Below are 19,233 nucleotides of genomic sequence, written 5' to 3'. Positions count from 1 at the left end.
TTCTAAGCCACCTCTTGACCGTGCTCGCTACTAGTACCAACCTTCCTCCGCTCAATTATCTCAAGCCTTCTTTTATCACTTAGATCAGCCTTTATAATCATGACCTTACTAGGATGGATTGGAACGTAAACAGGCGATCCATCAGCCTTCTTTCTCTGCACACCCTCAATGAACACCCTGACGCGCTTTAAGTCGACTTCCACAACCTTCCCCTCATGCCCTTTAAACTCCCCCCTCATGATCCTAACAGTATCGCCCTGTCTAACCGGCAACCTCTTCACGCCAAGTTTCTGACGCAGTTCGTCTGAGAGTGGTGCATTAAATAATTTATGCCTTAGGTGAAGGGGCATTAAAGCCAGCTGTTTCCTCTGCTTACTGGGCTTAATGGAATTTGTTAACGGCATAGTTTACACCTCCTCACACAATCATTGATGCAAGATTAGCTATCTGGGGCCATCTCTCGGCTGCCTCCCTGGCTATAGGCCCCCTGATCTCCGTGCCCTTAGGCGTGCCCTCAGGCGTCAATATCACTACAGCGTTATCCTCGAAGGCAACCCATGTACCATCAGGCCTCTTATAGGGTCTCCTTTGACGCACCACTATAGCCTTAAACACCTTTTTCCTCATTTCTGGAATACCCTTCTTAACACTCACGACAACTAGGTCTCCAACACCGGCTGGCGGAACCCTTCTCAGTCTGCCATGGTATCCAGGGACACCTATGATCATTACCTCCTTTGCCCCACTGTTATCAGCTGCCTTAGCTATGGACATTACTTGGAGGCCGGTGTTAACCCTCCGCCTCGAGAAGGCTGGTTTACCGGCTACAGCTCTCTTTGCACCCATCACTCACCACCCCGTTTAATCACTCCTAGGACTACGAAGGCAACTGTTTTTGCGAGGGGACGTGTTTCGCCGATCACTACTGTATCACCTTCTTTAACATCTATGCATGGAGGTAGGTGGGCATGTATGTTTCTATGGCGTTTCTCATATCTCATGTATTTCTTCACGTAGTGCAAGTACTCGTGTCTAACAACAACAGTCCTCTGCATCTTCTTCTTGGCTACAACACCTGTTAAAATTACTCCCCTAACCTTAAGTCTTCCATGCCAGGGGCACTTGGGGTCATTACATGTTTTCTCGGGTGGATTAATACCCGTTACACCTATGTTATTAACCCTGCTCTGACTCATGGAAACCTACCTCGAAACCATTTTCAATCTATCCCAGGGTCTACCAATAATCGTAGACCCTTTAATAACCACGGCTTCCCCGTCAGGAAGCATGAACTCGAGTACACTGTTGAACTTAAAAATCCTCACCCTTCTACCAGATAGAGTCTCAATAACAAGGGTTTTCAACGTCTCATCAACCACCCTACCCTTCAACCCCACAAGCGATGGATCAGGGTACTGTAGGATCCTGACCTCTAGCCCTATGAGCTCGTGGTAGGCGATGTTCCTACTACTCACCCTCATCACGCCTGACCCTCTGAGCCAGTTTCTCCACTAGTAGTGCTTGCCCCGCTCACGGGCACGCCGCCCTCCTCATTGATCACCGTTGATATCCTCGCGATATCGCGCCTCACATTCCGTATTCTAGCGGTATTCGTCAGAGTACCCATTCTAGCCTGAAGCCTTAGCTTAACCAGCTCTAGCCTTAATTCATTTAGTTTCCTAAGCCTCTCCTCCGGGGCCATCCTCCTTATCTCACTTGCCTTCACTACCACCACCCTCTGCTGCCTTAGCTGGCTTTAAAGCCTCCAGCTCCTCGGGTTTCAGGGTCTTTATCTCAACGTGGTCAGGCATCTTTATACCTGGTTTAACAATGACGACTTCAACACCGAATATACCAGGCTTTAAGAGTGCTTTGACTACTGCCCTGTCAACTATGTACTCCACTGGCTCGCCAGCCTTGTACACTTTCCCGGCCTTAAGCTTCTCATATGTCGCCCTTTCACCCCTCAGTTTACCGCTTATAATGATCTCGGCGCCAACTGCGCCAGCATCCATCACCCTTTTAAGCATGTACATCATTACCCGGCGGAAAGGTATCTCTTTCTCCAATGCCCTAACAATTCTGAGCGCCACAACCCTAGCGTTTAAATCAGGGTCTATTACAGGCGATATCGTTATGTTAACATTGTCGAGGCCGAATCTATTCTGGAGTATCGTGGACAGCTTCTTTATAACGCTACCTCCCCTACCTATTAGTCTACCAGGGTACTCAGCATGTATGACGACACGATAGCCTGTTGGAGTCCTATATAACTCTACATCAGCGTATCCAGCATCCTTGAAGTAGTGTGCCAGAAACTCATCGATCATTAGTTTCTTCAACCCATATTCAAGGAAGTACGATTTAACCCGGGGCCCGACCATGCTTAACCAACCTCCTTAACAATGACCTCTAGGTTACTCATTCTACGGAACTTAGGAGTGGCCCGACCGAAAGCACGCGGCATATACCTCTTCAACGTAACCCCTTTATGGGCCGCTATATGGATTATCACCAGTTTATCCTTGTCAAGCCCCTTGTTCTCAGCATTAGCCTCAACATTCCTGAGGACTTCCAAAGCATATCTAGCTCCCTTAACAGGGTATCTGCCAATAGGCCACTTAAACCTATCAGCTAGGCCCTTCTTATGGCTCAGCTTCCCATGATACCTTCTAAATGGGACAGCCTGCTTCATTTTCACAACGTCTTCGAGGAACCTGATGGCCTCACTCAACTTCATCCCTTTAAGCGTGTAAGCTATTTCACGCATATATTTTATTGAGACCGGTATATCATACCTGACTGCCTTAGCGATTTTTGATTCATCCTCGAGTTTTACAGAGTAATGCCATGTAGGCATACATGTAACACCTCTACTTCATGGCTACGAAGCGACTTGCCCTTGTAGCCTTAAGTCCTGGCTCACCATGAGTAACCTTCTTGGTAGTGGGGCTGAACTCACCAAGGTAATGACCTATCATCTCCGGCGTGACTTTAACCGGGATAAACTCTTTCCCATTATACACAGCAATCGTCAATCCCACCATCTCCGGGAGAACCACCATATCCCTTACATGCGTCTTTATCACGGCTTTCCTAGCTAGCTCAGGGTTCCTGGCTATCTTCCTTATCTTCGCAAGCAACTTTATCTGGGCCTTTGTTAAACCCCTTTTCAAGCTCCTTCTCTGCCTAGCCGGTAGCAACGTCACGAGTTCATCCATCGACATATTCAAGAGTTCCTCGAGGCTCTTACCCCTATACTTGAACTTCCTCCATTCCACCGGGAGATCCTGTAAATTCACCGCCAAATCCATCATCCCCTCACACGTTAAGCACTCACGTAATAGACACTACTAGACTCTATTTTTAAGATTTATCCTCCTTTTTAAAATGTTTGCTATGTTCTCAGGGTTCTCGACAACCACGACATCACATCCCTCTTTCCTATACTTCTCTATAGTTTCCTCCTCGATGCTACGCGGCACTACGATGATCACCTTCAATCCCTTCTTAACAAGCTCGCCAGCAACGATCCATGGGTCTACATCAGGGATCGTCTGCTTTAAGTCACTGAATACCACAATGGTCTTAGAGTTACTTCTCAGAGCTAACTCACCGGCTTTCCTTAATGCATCAGATATATTAGTATACCCCTTGAATCCCTCCGTATATAGTTTCTCCAGGAAGCCTGCGAGCATCCGGGTAGTCTTCTTAACCGGGGATCTATATACATGGCTTCTCTCACTAAACAACACTATGTATGAGACACTTGGGAATAACACTGCCAAAGAGAGGATCGACCATAGAGCAAACCTAGCCATGCTACCACTTACATCTACAACGCCTACCATGCGTTGCCTTCTCCTATGTCTCCTATAGACTATTTCATTGCTTAAACGAATCCTCTTATACACCGTGCCCCTGGTGTCAAGCCTACCTCTTAAACCCGTCTTCTCGATCCTCCACGCATAGCCCTCCCCGCCCTTCATGTAGTTCAACAGCCTCATGCCGATGGCTATTGCTCGCTTCACGAGGGATTGATCGATGGCTCCACTCCTAGAATACTCCTCAGTGAGCTTTATCGAGATTAGCTCTATCAGGTCGAAGCCTATTTCCCTGCCAAGGTGGAACAATAGCTTCTTCTCATCGCCTACAATAATACTCTCGAGCACTGGCCTGTACACAGGCTCCAGCATAGATGGATCAATTCTCTCAGCAATGTATAAGGCGTAAACTTTGAAGGAGGTATCACGGGTCAACATGTACTCCACATAGCTCCCTATAACCTCCCCCAGCATTATCTTGCTGGCGAGAGCTTTATCCAGGCTACCAAGGCTCTTTAACTCCATTAGCGATATGGGGTTAAGGTGCTTATAGAAATCAGTATCCCTCACCCTTTGTCTAAGCCCCCTTAAAACCCCCCATCTCTCCTTCAACGGGAGCTCCTCTATCCTCTCAGCAAGCTCTCTTCCCTTCTCTTTCACATACTCGGCAGCGTTATCCATGTATTGAAGTAGATGCGGGGGTATGTCTGCTTTAACCCCTTTAAGAACCTTCCCCAGTACTTTCTCGAGTCTACGTGCATCATTGAACGAGGGCATCCATCCCTCTACTATACGCCTCCTCAGCTCACTGATTATCCTACTATCCACGCTATGGTTGAACCCGTAGAACTTCTCGGCTAGGGACACTAAGTCCCCTGTCTTAGCACTATTTAATAAGTCCTCAGTGAGTACTTTACTCCAGAGCCTACTAGGTATCTCACCGAGGAACCGCTTTATATCATTTAACTCTAACCTATATGTGGAGCCAGCCCGGTGCCTCGACAACTCGTCTCTATCGACTACTAGGGAACCGTTGGATCGCTTCTTCAGGATCCCTGCCTTCCTCATCCATATGTATGTGAGCAGCTCTCCCCTCGAAGACTCCTCGCCGAGTATACTGCTAATGGTTAGAACCCGTGCCCTACCTAGCCTCCTATATAATTTCTCATCCAGTGTAAACAACTCCACGGTATCGCTTGGCTCAACCTGCCTCCTATACGTGAGTCCTAGGGATTCAACCAGTTTATCCCTTAACTCAGCGAGGAGGATGGGGTCACTAGTGATCATTGATAGAGCAAGCTTCATTCCAATATATAATACCAACTTGTCGATGGAAGCCTTCTTAAACTCCCCTAGAGCCCCCCTAAGCTCATCTAGTTCAACCCGTATCCTTTCATCGATGAGCCTTCTCAACTCTTCAACGTTATCCAAGTATCTCATTGACTAATTCCTCATCCTCTGGATTCTTATAGAGCACGGCCCTCCCGGCTTCACGTAGTTCTTCCTCGCTAGCCTTACTCTTACCCTTGATATTGGATAGTAGCGCGGTTAGAGTGAGCCATGCAACCGTGTCAGAGATCCCGGGCTTGTATACTGCTTTACTCCTCAGCTTCCTAACCGCTTCAAGAGCCTTAAATATCACCGCATCACTGAGCCTACTGCTTAAGTCACCTAGTTTTAACTCCACTATCTCATACTCCTCTTCCATGGATGGATACTGGAACTCTATCCTAACAACCCTCCTTAGGAAGGCGTCACTAAGCTCTCCCTGGGCAATATCATAGGGGTTGCTTGTGAATACTACTTGAAACCCTGATCCATTCTGCCTGTAAACCCTCTTCAACTCCGGTATTATTATCCTCCTTTTATCAATAATATCTAACAAGAGGTTCTGGAACTCCTCACTACTTCTCCTTATCTCATCTATTAGGACACCGGTCTCCATTATCAAGCCGGCTAGCAACGGCCTAGGTATGAAGCTCTCCTCATTAAAACCCTTTGACATGGCTATTGCCGGGTGGAAGTCCCCTATGACCCTGTATTCATCATAGTTTTCACTACATGGGAGTATAAAGGGCTTTCTACCGCTCCATAGATATAATATGGCCTCACCTATCTCGGTCTTACCGGTACCCGGGGGACCCTCATAGAGGACAGGCCTGTTATTGATGAAGGCTGAAATGGTTAGGTAAACGACATAGGGTTTAACCACGAGCTTAAACTCTTCCCTTAAAGCTCTTATCATCCCCTCGGGATCCCTGACAGGTTGCCTAGCCTCAACCACCTGGCCATATATATCATAAACCTTTCTAACAATGGGATCCATAGAGTCAACTACCATGATTACAACCCATTCAATAATGTGGAACCGTTAAGCATTATCCAATTACAAGGAAGTAGTTAAAGGGATTTATTAATAACGCCTTTGGTTGCTGTTTTAGTTTTCATATAGGTTTGTATCGGTTGATGTTATTCCTCCACTACTATTACTGCGTATACCCTCTTTCCATGCAGTTTTCTCAGCTTCTCCCTGTTCTCTCTTCCGAGCGGGTATACTACGTAGTAGTCCCTCTTATACCTCATTATGCTACCTTCAACTACATAGACTGGCATAGGGACACCAGAGACATAGATGTGTGGAAAAAGCTTTTAAGTTTTCTCACCAATAATTACATTTGGGAGCTACTCGATGAGGGTGCGAGAGCTGGTTGAAACGCTCAAGGTCAGGGCTCTCCCTGAGGGTAGCGATGAGAAGCTCTTGGAGTTCCTGAGGTTATTCCGTGATGCAACACAGCTTGTTGTAAACAGCATGTGGAGCTTGGAGACAACACCTTCCTTAAAAACACTCCACAAAATATTCTACAGCAAGCTCGTGAGCTATGGGTTGAGAGCACACCACGCTAAACAGATATACAGCTACGCCAAAGCTATTGTGAAATCAGCAAAGAGAAATAGTGGCAAAAAGCCGATTCTGAGAAAATTAACGGCTAGAATAGACAAGTACGACTACAGGCTAAACCTAGAGAATAGGATATTGGTGCTAAAGCTCCACAACGGCTACGAAGCCAAGCTGAAGCTGTTAGTGCCCAAGGAGAGGATAGAGAAGTTCCTTGGATGGAACAACTATGAGATTGCTATCAGATATGATGGAAAAGATTACTGGGTGTCGATATACTTTAAGAAGGTTGTTGAGCTGAAGAACTCCAGAACTGTTATGGCAGTAGACATAAACTTTGACAATGTAACATTAGTTGTGTTCTCTAAGAGCGGTAAGTTGCTTAGAGTTAAGAGGTTTAGGACTCCTCTCAGAAAACTATTAACTCACAGGATATGGGTTGAGAGAATACAGAGGAGATACCCAAGGTCGTGGAGGTTCATCAAAGGTGTTAGAAGGGTTATTAAGAGACATGGTGAAAGAATCAGAAGTATTGCTTTTGACTACGTGTACAAGCTTGGGGACCTAGTAGCGGAGCTGGCAAGTAAATATGGTTCGATAATTGTGCTTGAGAACCTGAAGAAGGTTAGGGAGAACGCTAAGAAGAGCAGAAGCTTCAACAAAAAGCTATCTCTCTGGTTCTATAGGAGAATACAGTTCGCAATAGAGTACAAAGCCCTTGAGAAAAGGCTGGAAACAGCCTATGTAAATCCGAGGAAGACCTCGTCGAGGTGCCCGAGATGCGGCGGCAACCTAATTGAAGCTGGCTACAGAGTTCTGAAGTGCAAGAAGTGCGGCTTCATAGGAGACAGAGACGTTATAGCATGTACAAATCTATTCATTAGATACTCGAGATGTGGGGTGTCCGGGGTCGCCCTGAACGCCCCCAAGCCAGATGCAAACCCGAGCGGGATGCGGGGGAACAAAAATGAGGGGATGATATCAACTAACATAAATCTATGTCAGACCTGAACCCCTATGAAAAGACTAGCCTTTTCTCCTACCTGTCCTCCTAGCAGCTATGTGCCCTACCTTTCTACCTGGTGGAGTATTACGTGCTACCGTGCTCGGCCTACCTACATGCTGATGGCTACCACCACCATGGGGATGGAACGCTGCATTCATTGCTACGCCTCTAACCTTAGGCCACACGCGACTTTTAGCGCTCCACTTATAATATGCTGCACCAGCTTTCAATAAGGGCTTCTCTAATCTACCACCCCCAGCTATCACGCCGATCATGGCCCTGGACTCGTTGGGAACCTCGATTACTCTACCACTCGGTAGTTGAACCTGTGTTTTACCACCAGCTCTGCCAACAATAATGGCGTATGTACCACTTGCCCGGACAAATTTCCCTCCATCACCAGGCCTCTTCTCTATATTTACAACCTGCATTCCCTCGGGGATCATGCCTACCGGGAGTATATTGCCGTTGACAGGCTTGGCTTCAGGACCTATCTCGATTATCTGCCCAGCATACATTCCCTCGACAGCGGGGACGTAGAATACTAGCCCTGTCTCCAGTTTAACCTGGGCCAGAGGTACCCATCTACCGGGGTCATGGATTAAGTCCTCTACTACAGCTTTATAGGTTTTAGAGGGGTCTAGCAACGGGTATCTGGCTGGTGCTACATGTATGTGATCAGGTGTCTTGAATACCGGGGAAGCCTTACCCCTTCTCTGAGGTATAATCCTCTTACCCATATATCACCACCCTAGATTAATCCCAGCTGCGAAGCAACCTCGCTGGCCTTATACTCTGGGGCTAGTTTAACATATGCCTTCTTCTCCCCTCTCGGAGTAATGAGCGTCCTGACGTCCTCGACCTTGACGTTAAATAATTCCTCGACAGCCCTCTTAATCTCGGTCTTGCTTGCATCTATATCTACAATGAATGTCAGAGTGTTCTGTTTATCGATGAGCGTTAAAGCTTTCTCGCTTTGGAGAGGCCTAATAATGACCTTGTATAGTCTATCCATACTCATAGCGGTCTCACCCTATATTTTGAAGCAAGCTCGTTAAGAGCCTTCATAGATATAACCGTTAACCTACCCGGCACACCACCTGGGGCCAGATGCAGGATGCTTAGATTCCCAGGTGTCGCTATGTCTACCCCAGGGAGGTTTCTTACAGCCTTCGCAAGTGGCACACTGTAACTTGACACAATAAATAATATGCTGCGTGGCTCCACGTAGGTCCTCCCCCTCATCTTACCTCTACCAGCCCTTATACCCATGCCATCCATACTTCTCTCTACATCACTCCACAATCCTATCTTCTCCAGGTACTCCCTAACCTGTATAGTTTTAGAAATACTTGACTCGGCTTCATCCACTATGATCACAGGGAGCCTGCTAGGTGTAAATACATGTCCTCTCTCCCTTACTAGCTCGGGTCTCGAGGTGGCTGCAAGCGCTGAGATTATAGCCATAACTCTTTCCTTCTTATTCACCTCTTCATGTATCCTCTCATCGGGTCTAGGTGGAAAAGCTGCGTGTCCTTTTCTAGTGCTTACAACAAACCTTGCTGTACCATTGGGTAGCCTTGGCACCCTGGCTAAACCGTATCCAACACCCCAGTATTTAGCCGTGGTTCTTTTACCAGCCAAGGGATCCCTTCCCTTCGGCTGCAGCATCGCCGTAAACGCTGATAGGAAGGCTCTTCTAATGAGGTCTCCACGTATTGGTACATTAAATAACTCTGGCAGCTCAATCTCACCGACCACGTTACCGTCGACACCGTATACGTTGACCTTTATCTTCTCCTTAAAGGCTAATGGAGTAATTGTCTCGAGAGTCATAACCACCACCTAAATGCCCTGCTTGCTCTCAAGGCTTAAATAAGCTATCTTAGGGCCTGAGAGAGGTAGCCATTTTAAGTTAGGTCTAATCGGGTGGCGCAGTATAAGCATTCTCTTCGCAGGCCCGAACACCGTGCCCTTAAGCATTATATATGGGCCGTAAACAAGCCCGTAGTGTAGGAAGCCGCCTTCAATAGTTGTCTCCAACCCATTCAACCCCATCCTAAGTATTCTCTTGTTATACTCAGTCCTCCTATGGAAACCCATTTGGCCGGCCTGTGGCGGCTCACTCATAGTACCGAAGCCCGGGCTCCTGGCACCAATTTTCCTACTACCCTTCCTGTGCTTATGCCACCTGGGTAGCTCCTTAACACCAAACCTCTTTACAACTCCCTGGAAACCCTTACCCTTTGTTACACCGATGACATCCACGAACTGTCCCTCCATGAAGACATCTGATGCTTTAACGTAGCCGCCTAGAATGCCTTCGGCATACTTCAATCTCTCATCTATACTGCCCCCACCGATCTTCAACTCGACTATTTCAGGCTTCTTCTTACCTATACCAGATAACACCGGTATCGTTGAAGCTATTACCCTCACATCGGCTATCTCACCGCTAAGAGCATCCTTTAACTCGCTTTCACTACTCTCGGCAACAAACTTGAAGCCGTATTCACTTGATGGCTCAGGCTTAACTAGTCCATGATTCACCTTTCTTAATCCATGCAGATATTTTCTCACAACATCTTTCACACTAATCCCCATCAATGGGTTGCCAGCATAGAGCTCCTCGAAAGCTTTTGCAACAGCGCCATAGGGGCTCCTCCAAGCCTCACCTTTGGTCTTCAAGTATCCCTCCTCATCAATAATGTAGGTTCTCACACCGAGCACTACTATCGGTGGGGCATCAAGTACAGTTACAGGCGTAAATACCTCCTTACCTGTCACCGGAGTGTTTGGTCTATCCTCAACTATTATAGCATGAGTCATCCCGGCCTTGTACGCTGGGAACCCCAGGAGCACTGGCCTAGCTACTACACCCTGTGATGCAGCCTCGTTTCCAAGCCTCTCCACTAGTATATCGAACCATGATTTCTCAGGCCATCTCTTAACTCTGGGAGTCAGCTCTTCAGCCCTCTTCCTTGGCCTTACACCTAGACTACCATGCCTTGGCGCATGCAGCTTCCTATGACCCATCCCTAAACACCTTCAAGGCTTCTATAGGTAAACAGGTTTTAAAAGCATAGTGTTAGATAATGTATGAGCACTTATATACACTACTCCTTTTTCAACCAGTAATTTAGGAGTCCAAGGGTTATTATAACTGCCTCCTCGGTTCTAACGGATACAACACACTGACCCGGTATAGTATTCCACACTGCGTCAACATGCTCTAATAGATCGAACCCCTCGCCCCGTGATATCTCGAATAAATCATGCTCAGGGCTCCCGAATAACAGCATCAACTCCTTCCTCTCCTTGAGAGAGGCAAGCTTACTCGACGAGGGTGCCTCCCCAGTCTTATCTGTTGCAATAATGAATACTTTCCCGCCAGCCTCATCCAGGACCTCTCTAAGTGAGCCCCTGAATACCAGTGATGGACCAATATAGTACTCTGTATCAATACACTCGGCAAGCCTCCTCCTGGAATCGATAACCCTGACCCTTGAAAACCCCTGTCTGCACTCACCCGGATTCACTAAGCTATATTTCTCAACGTTATCCAAGTAAGCGGTAAGCCTGCCCTCTTCAAGAGTAATAAACCCTATCCTCTCCTCACCATCAACCGGTTTACCCGATACATTGAACTCTGAGAGCCTTATAGGGGGCAGAGCCCCCACGTAGCGGAGCAAGGGATTGCGTGGAACAAGTCTTCTCCTCAAGTATGGGGGTGTGAAGAAGTATCTCCAGTGAACACTTATGATCTCTCTATGCTCACGGAACTCGTCTCGAGACGTCTCATATTCACGGTAAAACACCACCCTGTTAACACCGAATATAGAGGACCAACGAGCAACCTGGTGTATCCTGAGGGACTTTAAAAACAGGGTGGGCTCCACCGAGAGGATGCTTGTAGGTAGAACAATGCTTAAACCTATCCTGGCCACTCAACCCTACCCTTTCTTCTGACTACTCTGGGACTCTCTCCTCCTCTCCTTAACCATGAAAATAGTTGTCTTCTGCCGTCCACCCATCTAAATCACCCTCTACAGTTTAAGCATTACCGAGGTTTATAATAATGCTTCACAACTATATGTTCTCAGCCATAGTGTTCGCTAGTGATTATCCTTCTACGAGTCTTACGCTTGAATGCTTTAGGGGTTCCAAGTATGAGTGGTACCAGCGTCTTCTCCACTAGTTGATCGCTTATAGGGCATGCCTCCAAGTAGAACCTCCTGGTTTTATCATCCAGGTTCTTTAAAGGTATTGGCCCATTTTGCGTAAGCATAGCGTTGCCTGGTGGTATCCAGAGTATACAACTCCCACATTTAACGCATCCATATGCTCTATAGATCACCTTGAGGAGGTCTACAAGATCCTCTGTGTTCTCACTATTCATAAACGGCTTTACATGGATGCTTCTCTCCGAGACCGTTATAACCGTGTTCACTGATGAAACCCTGAATACGTCTTCCTGCTCCTCCACACTGTATCCCAGCCTACCCATATTCACCTTAACAACCTCCCTGATGCTTGGTGCTAGAACCTCCTTGTTGAACAATATCTTCAACTCGTTATCCGACTCCACTATTTCAAGAGGTGCTAGATTTATACTGCTCCCCAGTAACCTATTAGTATACTCCCTCCTCCAGTCTATACTATAGTTTTCAATATGTCTAGCGATCCTCCTCTTAGCCGATGCCGGCGTAAGCCATCTCCACAATCCCAGCTTCACCCATTCAGCTGGCTGACCCAGCTTAACACGCCACTCCTCCAGGATCCTTTCCCATTTACCCCAGAGCTCCGGATACTCCTTCTCAACATCCTTGAACTCGGCTAGAGCGCTTGAGGGGCATAGGAAGCATCCCAGCCTATCGAATCCACGCTCATAGAGTTTATTGTATGGTAGCTTATGCTTGAATATGTAGAGCCAGCACTCCAGCTGGCTCCACTCCTGTATAGGCGACGTCGACACTAAGTGGGGTATCCACTTATTCCTCCACACCCTCGGGCTCTTCGCCCTGTCAAGCGACTCGAAAGCCCTCTGTCCAACTATGTTTAAAGCCCCGTTAGGCCATAGGGTCCTCGTTAACCTGGCTATTGGAACCAGCTTAGCGACCTTACAGCACCAGCGATAGTCTTTACCGGGGGGACCGAAGACTGTTACAGCTCTCCAGAATATATCTCCGGCTGATGCGATATGTAGTCTCACACCATACTTCTCCGAGACCTCATGTACATTCTTTATTGTCTCAGGTAGTTCAAGCCCTGTATCGTTGAAAACCATTTCAAGCTCTCCGAAAGCCTTGTATGCTAGGTCAAGCGCCACAAGGCTGTCCTTACCGCCGGAGTATGAGACTGAAACTGGGAGTCTATACTTTCCTCTAAGCCTCTTCAGGTATGAAATAGATTTCCCAGCTAAAGCCTCCAAGCCCTCCTCATTATGCTTTAACACGTCTTCGATAGAGGCTGATTTACCACTGGTTTCCACGGGCATTGTTCTATCATGGAACGTCTTAACAATTATTAAGCTATCCCCGTATACCTCCCCAAGACCCCTTATATTCCCCGTCTTGTCTACGATGATCAATTGTCTCATACTAGTACTCGGAGCCGGCTTAACCTCCCTACCAGTGTAGATCGGCCCCTCCAGCACAGCTTTATCAACTAATCCCTCCTCGCTAGCAATATATGCCCCGGAGTATGTCAGCCTAAACCTCCATTTCTCCCTGAATGGGTCATAATATAATTGGCCGAGGACGTTTCCAGATGACACTATCTCATACATTAAGTCCCAGTGCGGGACCTTATTAAACAGCATAAAGCCGGTGTTGAAGAGCCTCATATATACTTTATCGCTCCCATACTCATATAGTATGGCGTCCTTGAGCTTCTCCAGGTCACCGGGGAAGACAGGCCTGGCATCACCGGGCTCGCTGAGCCTTACTGCATAGTATAAATCCAACTCCTCCTGCCTAGGTCTGACAACAGGTATGTTTCTCCATGGATCCCAGTATATCTTCGCTGTTTTAGGCCAGATCCTCACCATACAGCATCACTAGACCTACCTAGATTATCATCTATACAATCAACCTAATTTAGATTGAGTTGAACCAGTTTGATGCAGGCTACTTATCATCCTTGCTGTCAATATATTTCTTAACCCGTAGAAATGTCTTCTCCCTCTCATATATCTCTCTAACTAGATCTGTACCCCTCGAGGCATTGTTAAGTATTCTTACGGCCTCACTGGTTCCCACTCCTCTTCCAGCGAAAACCAGAAGGGCTTGCTTACCGAATTTATAGAGTATAACCGCTCTCTTGGCGAGGTCATCTAAGAGGCGGCGCTCGCCACCCTTCAATTCCATCCCTCTCCTCAACTTTTCAACGATGCCTTTCTCCTCCTCCACATCTCCTTTAACAATAGTTAACGTGGCAAGACCGCATCTGGGACATGAGTACTTACCTATCTCGAGTAGCTCCCTCACCTTGCCTTGCTTGATGTACCCGCATTTAAGGCATAGTAGTGTTAGTTCTCTCTCAAGGAGTCTCTCCAAGTACTGGGATATATCTATGTTTACAACATCCTTCCTAATAGGTAGCTCAATATACCCGAGTATCTCCAAGTGGTGTCTAGCCAGGTCATCGTAGACCCTGGTTTCAACACTTATGCCTCCCCCGGTAATTAATGAGGCTATGCTCCGAGCCGACTCCAAGTCATAGTCCTTTATAAGGACTTCCTTAAATGCTTCCTCACCTATAATGGTGTCGGCTAATGCATTAAGCATGGACTTCGTCACCCCGGTCTCCCCAGGCGTTATAGCTCCGAATCTCTGGGCAACCTGGTATATCCTCCAGTATAATGCCTGGCTATCCTTCACAATACTCCTTAGGAACGCGTTGTTGTCGATGTATTTCCCCAGGTTTATGATTATCGTTTTAACGGTATTGATCAGTTCAGCCGGATATATATAGCCCTTCACCCTCACCAAGACAGCGTAGGGAGAAGAATACGATGTGAAATCCACGATGGGGAATCTCTGTCTAAGCAGGTACGTGATGACGTCGCGTATTAAACTATTCACCTTGCTTCCAGCATTAATATTTATGATGAGAAGGTTCATTTTCTCCACGTAGTCGACATATATCCTGCTATACCCGCTTAATTCCTCGGCGAGGCTCCAAGGTATCTCCACATTAGTCTCCAACAACTTCTTAAGCTCTTCTGGGAGGCTCTTATTCTTCTTTACATAGTCTATTACCTCACCAATTCTCAACGCTACACGCGTGTCAACCGGTATATTCTCGCCTTCCCAGTGCGGTATGAGCGACTCGGCGTAGTCACCCTTTGTTTTCTCAACATAGAGATGCCCTTTTTCATCATCAAATCCTATTACCCTCCATGCCTCCCCTGCTAGAATGATCACGTCATCCGGCCTAAGCCTCAGTATAACGTATTCCTCGTTTAGGGAGCCTATGGTCCTACCTGTTGAAACCTCTACGACATGGATGTCCCTTGTAGAAGGGATCATTGATGTCCTATAGACATAGAGCCTAGTCTTTCTAGTGGGCTTAAGTAATCCTCCATCATCCCTTAAGACGTGTGTGTAGACCATGTATTCGATTAGCCTATTGAATTCCTCGGGGGATAGATCACGGTATAGAACATGCCTCACCAGCCTATCATATAGTTCATCCCTGTTGACACCACCAGGATTCAAGAGGACTAGTAGTGCCATGGCGTATGCTAGGACATCAAGCGGTTTAGATATCACCTCTTCCTTCTCCACTTTATTTCTCAAAGCCTCGTCAACGAGGATCAGGGATTCCAATAGGTGTAGTAGATTGATCGTGCTCAACACCACCCCACGGCCGATGCCTTTAAGCCTGTGCCCGCTTCTCCCAATCCTTTGAATAAGCCTCGAGGACTGCCTGGGCGATAAATACTGGATAACGAAGTCGATGTGCCCGATATCTATACCGAGCTCCATACTCGATGTAGCAACCAATATATTTAATTCTCCTTGTTTAAATCCAGACTCAACCTCCTCTCTGCGACTACGGGATAAACTACCATGATGCACACCCACCTTGAGGTCTAAACCATGCTTCTCGATAAGCTTCCTCAGTAGGGAACCAAGCATTTCCGCAAGCGAGCGCGTGTTCGTGAAAACCAGTACCCCCTTATACCTTCTTCCAGCATCCACTATATAGGATAACCTAGGGTCAACGGAGTCATCACCCAGTAGACTCAGCAAGCCGGGTTTACCGGATACCACAACCTTTACATCCATCTTCTTAACGTATTCATCCACGATGACCTCTACATCTTCACCTATAGGGGATAACAGTTTAAGGTACTCACTAGGGTTGGAGAGGGTTGCAGATAGCGCTATCCTTAATGGTTTAAAGCCATGGTACTCCCCGAGTAGGTATAGTATTGTCAGGAATAATAGTCCACGCTTACTCCTCACCATTTCATGGAATTCATCGATTATCAAGTACCTTGTGTTAGCGATGTAATGGCGGAGCTTCTCGTTGACAATTATGTACGCGAATGACTCGGGCGTGGTGATTAATACATGGGGCGGGTTATCAGCTAGCTCTCTGCGCGCCTTCTCAGGCGTATCACCATGCCTTACTGCGACGCTGAGCTCGAAGCAGGATGCAATCTTCTTGATTCTCCCCTCAATATCCCTGTTTAAAGCCCTTAGGGGAGTAATGTAGATTACCGCGATGGGTTTCAGCCCTTCAACTCTAACCCTGTAGAAAACCGGTAACACAGCAGCCTCTGTTTTACCACTACCGGTTGGAGCCAGTATTAACACTGACCTGCCTTCCCCAGCTACCTTGTTAAAAGCTTTTTTCTGAAGCTCTGTGAAACTCTTGTATCCCAGCTTCCTGATGCATTCTACAATACCGCTCATGGCTACTCAGCTACCCGTTTTAATCTAAGGGCTTTAAACCAGTTTAAACACTCAGGAAATACCATATCGAGGTTTAGGGCTAAGATAATCGGCTACAACACGTGTGAGTGGCATTATGTTGACTCGCATACGAACAAGAAAGTAATAACAGTAATACATAGGAACGGTTTCTTTTTGCATCCTGGGAGAAAGAATAGCTCATACACTAGGAGTATACACCAACAATACTATGTCATCTTATTATAGTATCAGCATCAAAACAATATAAACACTACAACACCTCACCTTAAAGAATGAGGCTCCTAGTTCTGACAACCCCTCCGCCCTGAAGGACGAGGCTTTCAGCTGTAATTATCGGTTAATCTTAGTTTAAAATCTAGATAAAAACATTTTCTAAACAAGAGAGGGGTGTAAGTCATGCTTTTATTTAATGAAAACGAGACGGAATACGAGGAAGACATTACCCTAGAAGAAGAGATGATAGAGGAGGAATACGAGGAAGAAGAAGGGAAGGAAGTACAAATAGAGCAGTTGAAGCTATTACTAGACGTCACGAAAACATGGCGTAGGATACTGAAGGGGGAGGCAAGCATAGAGGAGTTGACTAAAATAATCCCGACACAGCTATCCCATGATAAACATGAGAAAACCCATGAGACCGCAAAGGAGACCACTGGGAAGAAGGCTAAGAAGAAGAGTAAAGGGAAGAAGAGGAAGACAAGTAAAAGCAAAAGCAAGGGGAAGAAAAGCAGAAAGGAGAAGAAAAAATAGCTTACAACTGAAAACCCAGCTCTTTAGGGTTGAGAGGAGGTTAGATCCTCTGCTCCTCAATAGTAACCTCGGTGAAGCCCATCTTTTTAAGTATGGAGACTAGTTCATCGATATTAATTCTTCTATCGAAAACTATCTCAACCATCTCCCTGGCACCATCCATAAACAACCTGATCCTATGCACTACGACCCGGCCCCTCAGAGCATCCCCCGGATCCTTTGGTACGTTAATGTATTCCTCGAACTTCCTCCTAGAGTAAGACAGGTACTCGGTGAAATTTCTCACTATCCTAATCGCCTCCTCTAGATCCCTCGACTTCTTTAAGACTGCATACTCCGTGAGCAACCTTAGAGCCTCTTCCTTATCCAGCACTATCCGAGGGCTTTTAGCTAGGTCGATTAAAATCTTCAACACGGCTGAAACCACCTTAAACCAGCTAGAATAACGTATTTTACGTCATCATTATAATATTTTCATAGCTATTATTAAACTCAGGGGTGTCGACATTGACGATATATTGGGAGAGATGCGATGTATGCGGCTACTACAGCCCTGTTAAACAATGCACCCTGTTCCAGAACCTACTAGTTGATGCCAAGTGCTGTATATCATGCCTGAAGAGAAGCGAGTGCCCTAGACCGGTTTGGCGCGTTGAAGCCGTACTAGAGAAACCTGCTCAACCAAGGGTTGCCAGCCCCGAGGAGCGTAGGAAGCTATTAATGGAGCTACTTGGGAAATTAAGCAGTGAGAGCAGGAAGCCCTCGGCCTAGATAGCTCCTCTAACCAGCTAGCCTACTCTTGGGACAACCCAGTATATTAGTTGACCTCCCCCGGCTAGCTCGTACTCTACTTTCACTGGTTTATCCGTGTCAAAGGATATAGTCACCTGTTTAGATGCTGAAGCCGGTTTGACTGTTACAGCCAGCAGGTCGATACTGTAGACTGCCCTTGCTTTCTCAACCGATGAATACGCGTATAGGAGCGGCGAGCCCTCTGTGAATACGCCTACATACTCCTTCTGCTGCTCCGAGGAGGATATCTTTAACTTGTTTTCCTCATAAGCGAATACTGCTTCCTCACCAATGGTTTTCAAGTCCCCGATTATATTCATATAGTCTTCAACCATCATTTTAACGACTACCCCTAGCTCAATGTTTAATTCTGGAACCGGCTCCGGTGTTCTCGGTAATAGCTCTAGCTGGAAAACCCTTTCAAGCCCTGTTTTCCTATCTCTAAACACTATATTTAACACATTGTTACTCCTGTCAAGCTCCATAACTAACACATCGTTCCTTGTCCCACGCCTCATTATCTTGTTTAAATCCGTTGATGCAACGATGAAGGACTCCTCTTTTTCAACACTATATTCCTCGAAGCTCATGGCAGGTATTCTAACTATGCTAAGCATCGATTTATCAGGGCTTAATACCTTGACCTCCAACCCTTCCTGTGTCACGTAGATTGGTGCTTCATCAGTGATTTTCGCGATAGCCTGTGTAATATATTTCATCTTCGATGCATTAGGGTAGACAGCTTTAAACAATTGACCCACCCCTGATAACTAATTCTATACGTGGTTAAAATATATTCATTCACAAGGGAGCGATATGAAGAGATAGTCTTAACCGTTGGATTTATTAGCCCAAAATATGTATTGTATCGATCGATATATAGGTGTATATATAGGTGTATAATAATGCTACATGAGATATTATTCTACGGGAGAGGAGGGCAAGGAGCTGTAACAGCAGCCAATATACTAGTAGAGGCAGCAATGCTCGAGGGTAAACACGGCCAGGGATTCCCAT

The 19,233-nt window shown here is 46.5% G+C and carries 23 protein-coding genes and 1 pseudogene; 4 read left to right on the top strand and 20 right to left on the bottom strand.

Translation table 11 applies throughout. From position 1 onward, the window contains the following. Window positions 1-2: 2 nt before the first annotated feature. The 11 genes from rplX to QXV08_RS05800 all read right to left on the bottom strand — a co-directional run bounded on the left by rplX (window position 3) and on the right by QXV08_RS05800 (window position 6,437). Entirely contained in the window at window positions 3-404 is a 402-nt protein-coding gene (gene rplX / locus QXV08_RS05850; protein WP_342786026.1) for a 50S ribosomal protein L24, read from the bottom strand. Between the two features lie 13 nt (window positions 405-417). Beyond that, window positions 418-846, bottom strand: coding sequence for a 50S ribosomal protein L14 (locus QXV08_RS05845; RefSeq protein WP_012608832.1), 429 nt, complete (start codon window positions 844-846; stop codon window positions 418-420). Further along, window positions 846-1,196, bottom strand: a complete 351-nt coding sequence (locus QXV08_RS05840; protein ID WP_342786029.1) for a 30S ribosomal protein S17 — start codon at window positions 1,194-1,196, stop codon at window positions 846-848. Before QXV08_RS05840 ends, QXV08_RS05845 begins: the two co-directional genes overlap by 1 nt. 6 nt (window positions 1,197-1,202) lie before the next feature. Then, window positions 1,203-1,481: a ribonuclease P protein subunit gene (locus tag QXV08_RS05835; protein WP_342786117.1), complete on the bottom strand. Its 279-nt coding sequence runs from the start codon at window positions 1,479-1,481 to the stop codon at window positions 1,203-1,205. Then, window positions 1,481-1,702: a 50S ribosomal protein L29 gene (rpmC, locus tag QXV08_RS05830; RefSeq protein ID WP_342786119.1), complete on the bottom strand. Its 222-nt coding sequence runs from the start codon at window positions 1,700-1,702 to the stop codon at window positions 1,481-1,483. Before rpmC ends, QXV08_RS05835 begins: the two co-directional genes overlap by 1 nt. 10 nt (window positions 1,703-1,712) lie before the next feature. Then, on the bottom strand, window positions 1,713-2,384 hold the full coding sequence (locus QXV08_RS05825; RefSeq protein WP_342786031.1) for a 30S ribosomal protein S3: 672 nt from the start codon (window positions 2,382-2,384) through the stop codon (window positions 1,713-1,715). Between the two features lie 2 nt (window positions 2,385-2,386). Next, window positions 2,387-2,860, bottom strand: a complete 474-nt coding sequence (locus QXV08_RS05820) for a 50S ribosomal protein L22 (protein ID WP_342786033.1) — start codon at window positions 2,858-2,860, stop codon at window positions 2,387-2,389. A 13-nt stretch (window positions 2,861-2,873) separates the two neighbouring features. Then, window positions 2,874-3,317, bottom strand: coding sequence for a 30S ribosomal protein S19 (locus tag QXV08_RS05815; RefSeq protein ID WP_342786035.1), 444 nt, complete (start codon window positions 3,315-3,317; stop codon window positions 2,874-2,876). Between the two features lie 36 nt (window positions 3,318-3,353). Further along, window positions 3,354-5,264 carry a vWA domain-containing protein gene (locus tag QXV08_RS05810; RefSeq protein WP_342786037.1) on the bottom strand — a complete coding sequence of 637 codons (1,911 nt, stop codon included), beginning with the start codon at window positions 5,262-5,264 and terminating at the stop codon, window positions 3,354-3,356. Beyond that, on the bottom strand, window positions 5,248-6,165 hold the full coding sequence (locus QXV08_RS05805) for a MoxR family ATPase (protein ID WP_342786039.1): 918 nt from the start codon (window positions 6,163-6,165) through the stop codon (window positions 5,248-5,250). The genes QXV08_RS05810 and QXV08_RS05805 overlap by 17 nt, the downstream gene beginning before the upstream one ends. A 128-nt stretch (window positions 6,166-6,293) precedes the next feature. Beyond that, window positions 6,294-6,437 (bottom strand): hypothetical protein, encoded by a 144-nt coding sequence (locus tag QXV08_RS05800; protein ID WP_342786041.1) that lies wholly within the window; start codon window positions 6,435-6,437, stop codon window positions 6,294-6,296. 76 nt (window positions 6,438-6,513) lie between these two features. Between QXV08_RS05800 and QXV08_RS05795 the strand changes: the two genes are divergently transcribed. Next, window positions 6,514-7,731: an RNA-guided endonuclease TnpB family protein gene (locus QXV08_RS05795; protein ID WP_342786043.1), complete on the top strand. Its 1,218-nt coding sequence runs from the start codon at window positions 6,514-6,516 to the stop codon at window positions 7,729-7,731. 15 nt (window positions 7,732-7,746) lie between these two features. Here QXV08_RS05795 and QXV08_RS05790 read toward each other — a convergent pair whose 3' ends face one another. The 7 genes from QXV08_RS05790 to QXV08_RS05760 all read right to left on the bottom strand — a co-directional run bounded on the left by QXV08_RS05790 (window position 7,747) and on the right by QXV08_RS05760 (window position 16,653). Continuing rightward, complete coding sequence (locus QXV08_RS05790; protein WP_342786045.1) at window positions 7,747-8,466, bottom strand: 50S ribosomal protein L2; 720 nt, start codon at window positions 8,464-8,466, stop codon at window positions 7,747-7,749. An 11-nt stretch (window positions 8,467-8,477) separates the two neighbouring features. Continuing rightward, the gene (locus QXV08_RS05785; RefSeq protein WP_198011725.1) at window positions 8,478-8,747 is read right to left on the bottom strand and encodes a 50S ribosomal protein L23; all 270 of its coding nucleotides are present in this window, start codon (window positions 8,745-8,747) and stop codon (window positions 8,478-8,480) included. Next, on the bottom strand, window positions 8,744-9,562 hold the full coding sequence (gene rpl4p / locus QXV08_RS05780; RefSeq protein ID WP_342786047.1) for a 50S ribosomal protein L4: 819 nt from the start codon (window positions 9,560-9,562) through the stop codon (window positions 8,744-8,746). Before rpl4p ends, QXV08_RS05785 begins: the two co-directional genes overlap by 4 nt. Before the next feature lie 9 nt (window positions 9,563-9,571). Next, window positions 9,572-10,762, bottom strand: a complete 1,191-nt coding sequence (locus QXV08_RS05775) for a 50S ribosomal protein L3 (RefSeq protein WP_342786049.1) — start codon at window positions 10,760-10,762, stop codon at window positions 9,572-9,574. Between the two features lie 80 nt (window positions 10,763-10,842). Further along, window positions 10,843-11,673, bottom strand: a complete 831-nt coding sequence (locus tag QXV08_RS05770; RefSeq protein WP_342786051.1) for an RNA methyltransferase — start codon at window positions 11,671-11,673, stop codon at window positions 10,843-10,845. Window positions 11,674-11,825: 152 nt separating this feature from the next. Then, entirely contained in the window at window positions 11,826-13,775 is a 1,950-nt protein-coding gene (locus QXV08_RS05765) for a phosphoadenosine phosphosulfate reductase family protein (RefSeq protein ID WP_342786053.1), read from the bottom strand. 79 nt (window positions 13,776-13,854) lie between these two features. After that, complete coding sequence (locus QXV08_RS05760; RefSeq protein ID WP_342786055.1) at window positions 13,855-16,653, bottom strand: DEAD/DEAH box helicase; 2,799 nt, start codon at window positions 16,651-16,653, stop codon at window positions 13,855-13,857. A gap of 417 nt (window positions 16,654-17,070) precedes the next feature. Here QXV08_RS05760 and QXV08_RS05755 point away from each other — a divergent pair, with 417 nt between their 5' ends. Beyond that, window positions 17,071-17,424: a hypothetical protein gene (locus QXV08_RS05755; protein ID WP_342786057.1), complete on the top strand. Its 354-nt coding sequence runs from the start codon at window positions 17,071-17,073 to the stop codon at window positions 17,422-17,424. A gap of 40 nt (window positions 17,425-17,464) precedes the next feature. Here the strand turns inward: QXV08_RS05755 and QXV08_RS05750 are convergent, their stop codons facing one another. After that, window positions 17,465-17,839 carry a hypothetical protein gene (locus QXV08_RS05750; RefSeq protein WP_342788121.1) on the bottom strand — a complete coding sequence of 125 codons (375 nt, stop codon included), beginning with the start codon at window positions 17,837-17,839 and terminating at the stop codon, window positions 17,465-17,467. Between the two features lie 83 nt (window positions 17,840-17,922). Here QXV08_RS05750 and QXV08_RS05745 point away from each other — a divergent pair, with 83 nt between their 5' ends. Then, complete coding sequence (locus tag QXV08_RS05745; protein WP_342786061.1) at window positions 17,923-18,195, top strand: hypothetical protein; 273 nt, start codon at window positions 17,923-17,925, stop codon at window positions 18,193-18,195. Window positions 18,196-18,212: 17 nt separating this feature from the next. Here the strand turns inward: QXV08_RS05745 and QXV08_RS05740 are convergent, their stop codons facing one another. Next, window positions 18,213-18,968: a DNA polymerase sliding clamp gene (locus QXV08_RS05740; protein ID WP_342786063.1), complete on the bottom strand. Its 756-nt coding sequence runs from the start codon at window positions 18,966-18,968 to the stop codon at window positions 18,213-18,215. Window positions 18,969-19,121: 153 nt separating this feature from the next. Here QXV08_RS05740 and QXV08_RS05735 point away from each other — a divergent pair. Continuing rightward, a pseudogene (locus tag QXV08_RS05735) lies at window positions 19,122-19,233 on the top strand (pyruvate ferredoxin oxidoreductase); the annotation flags it as partial.

Origin of the sequence: Desulfurococcus sp. (genome assembly GCF_038881575.1) — an archaeon.
GTDB lineage: Archaea > Thermoproteota > Thermoprotei_A > Sulfolobales > Desulfurococcaceae > Desulfurococcus.
This window is presented reverse-complemented; position numbering and strand designations above follow the sequence as displayed.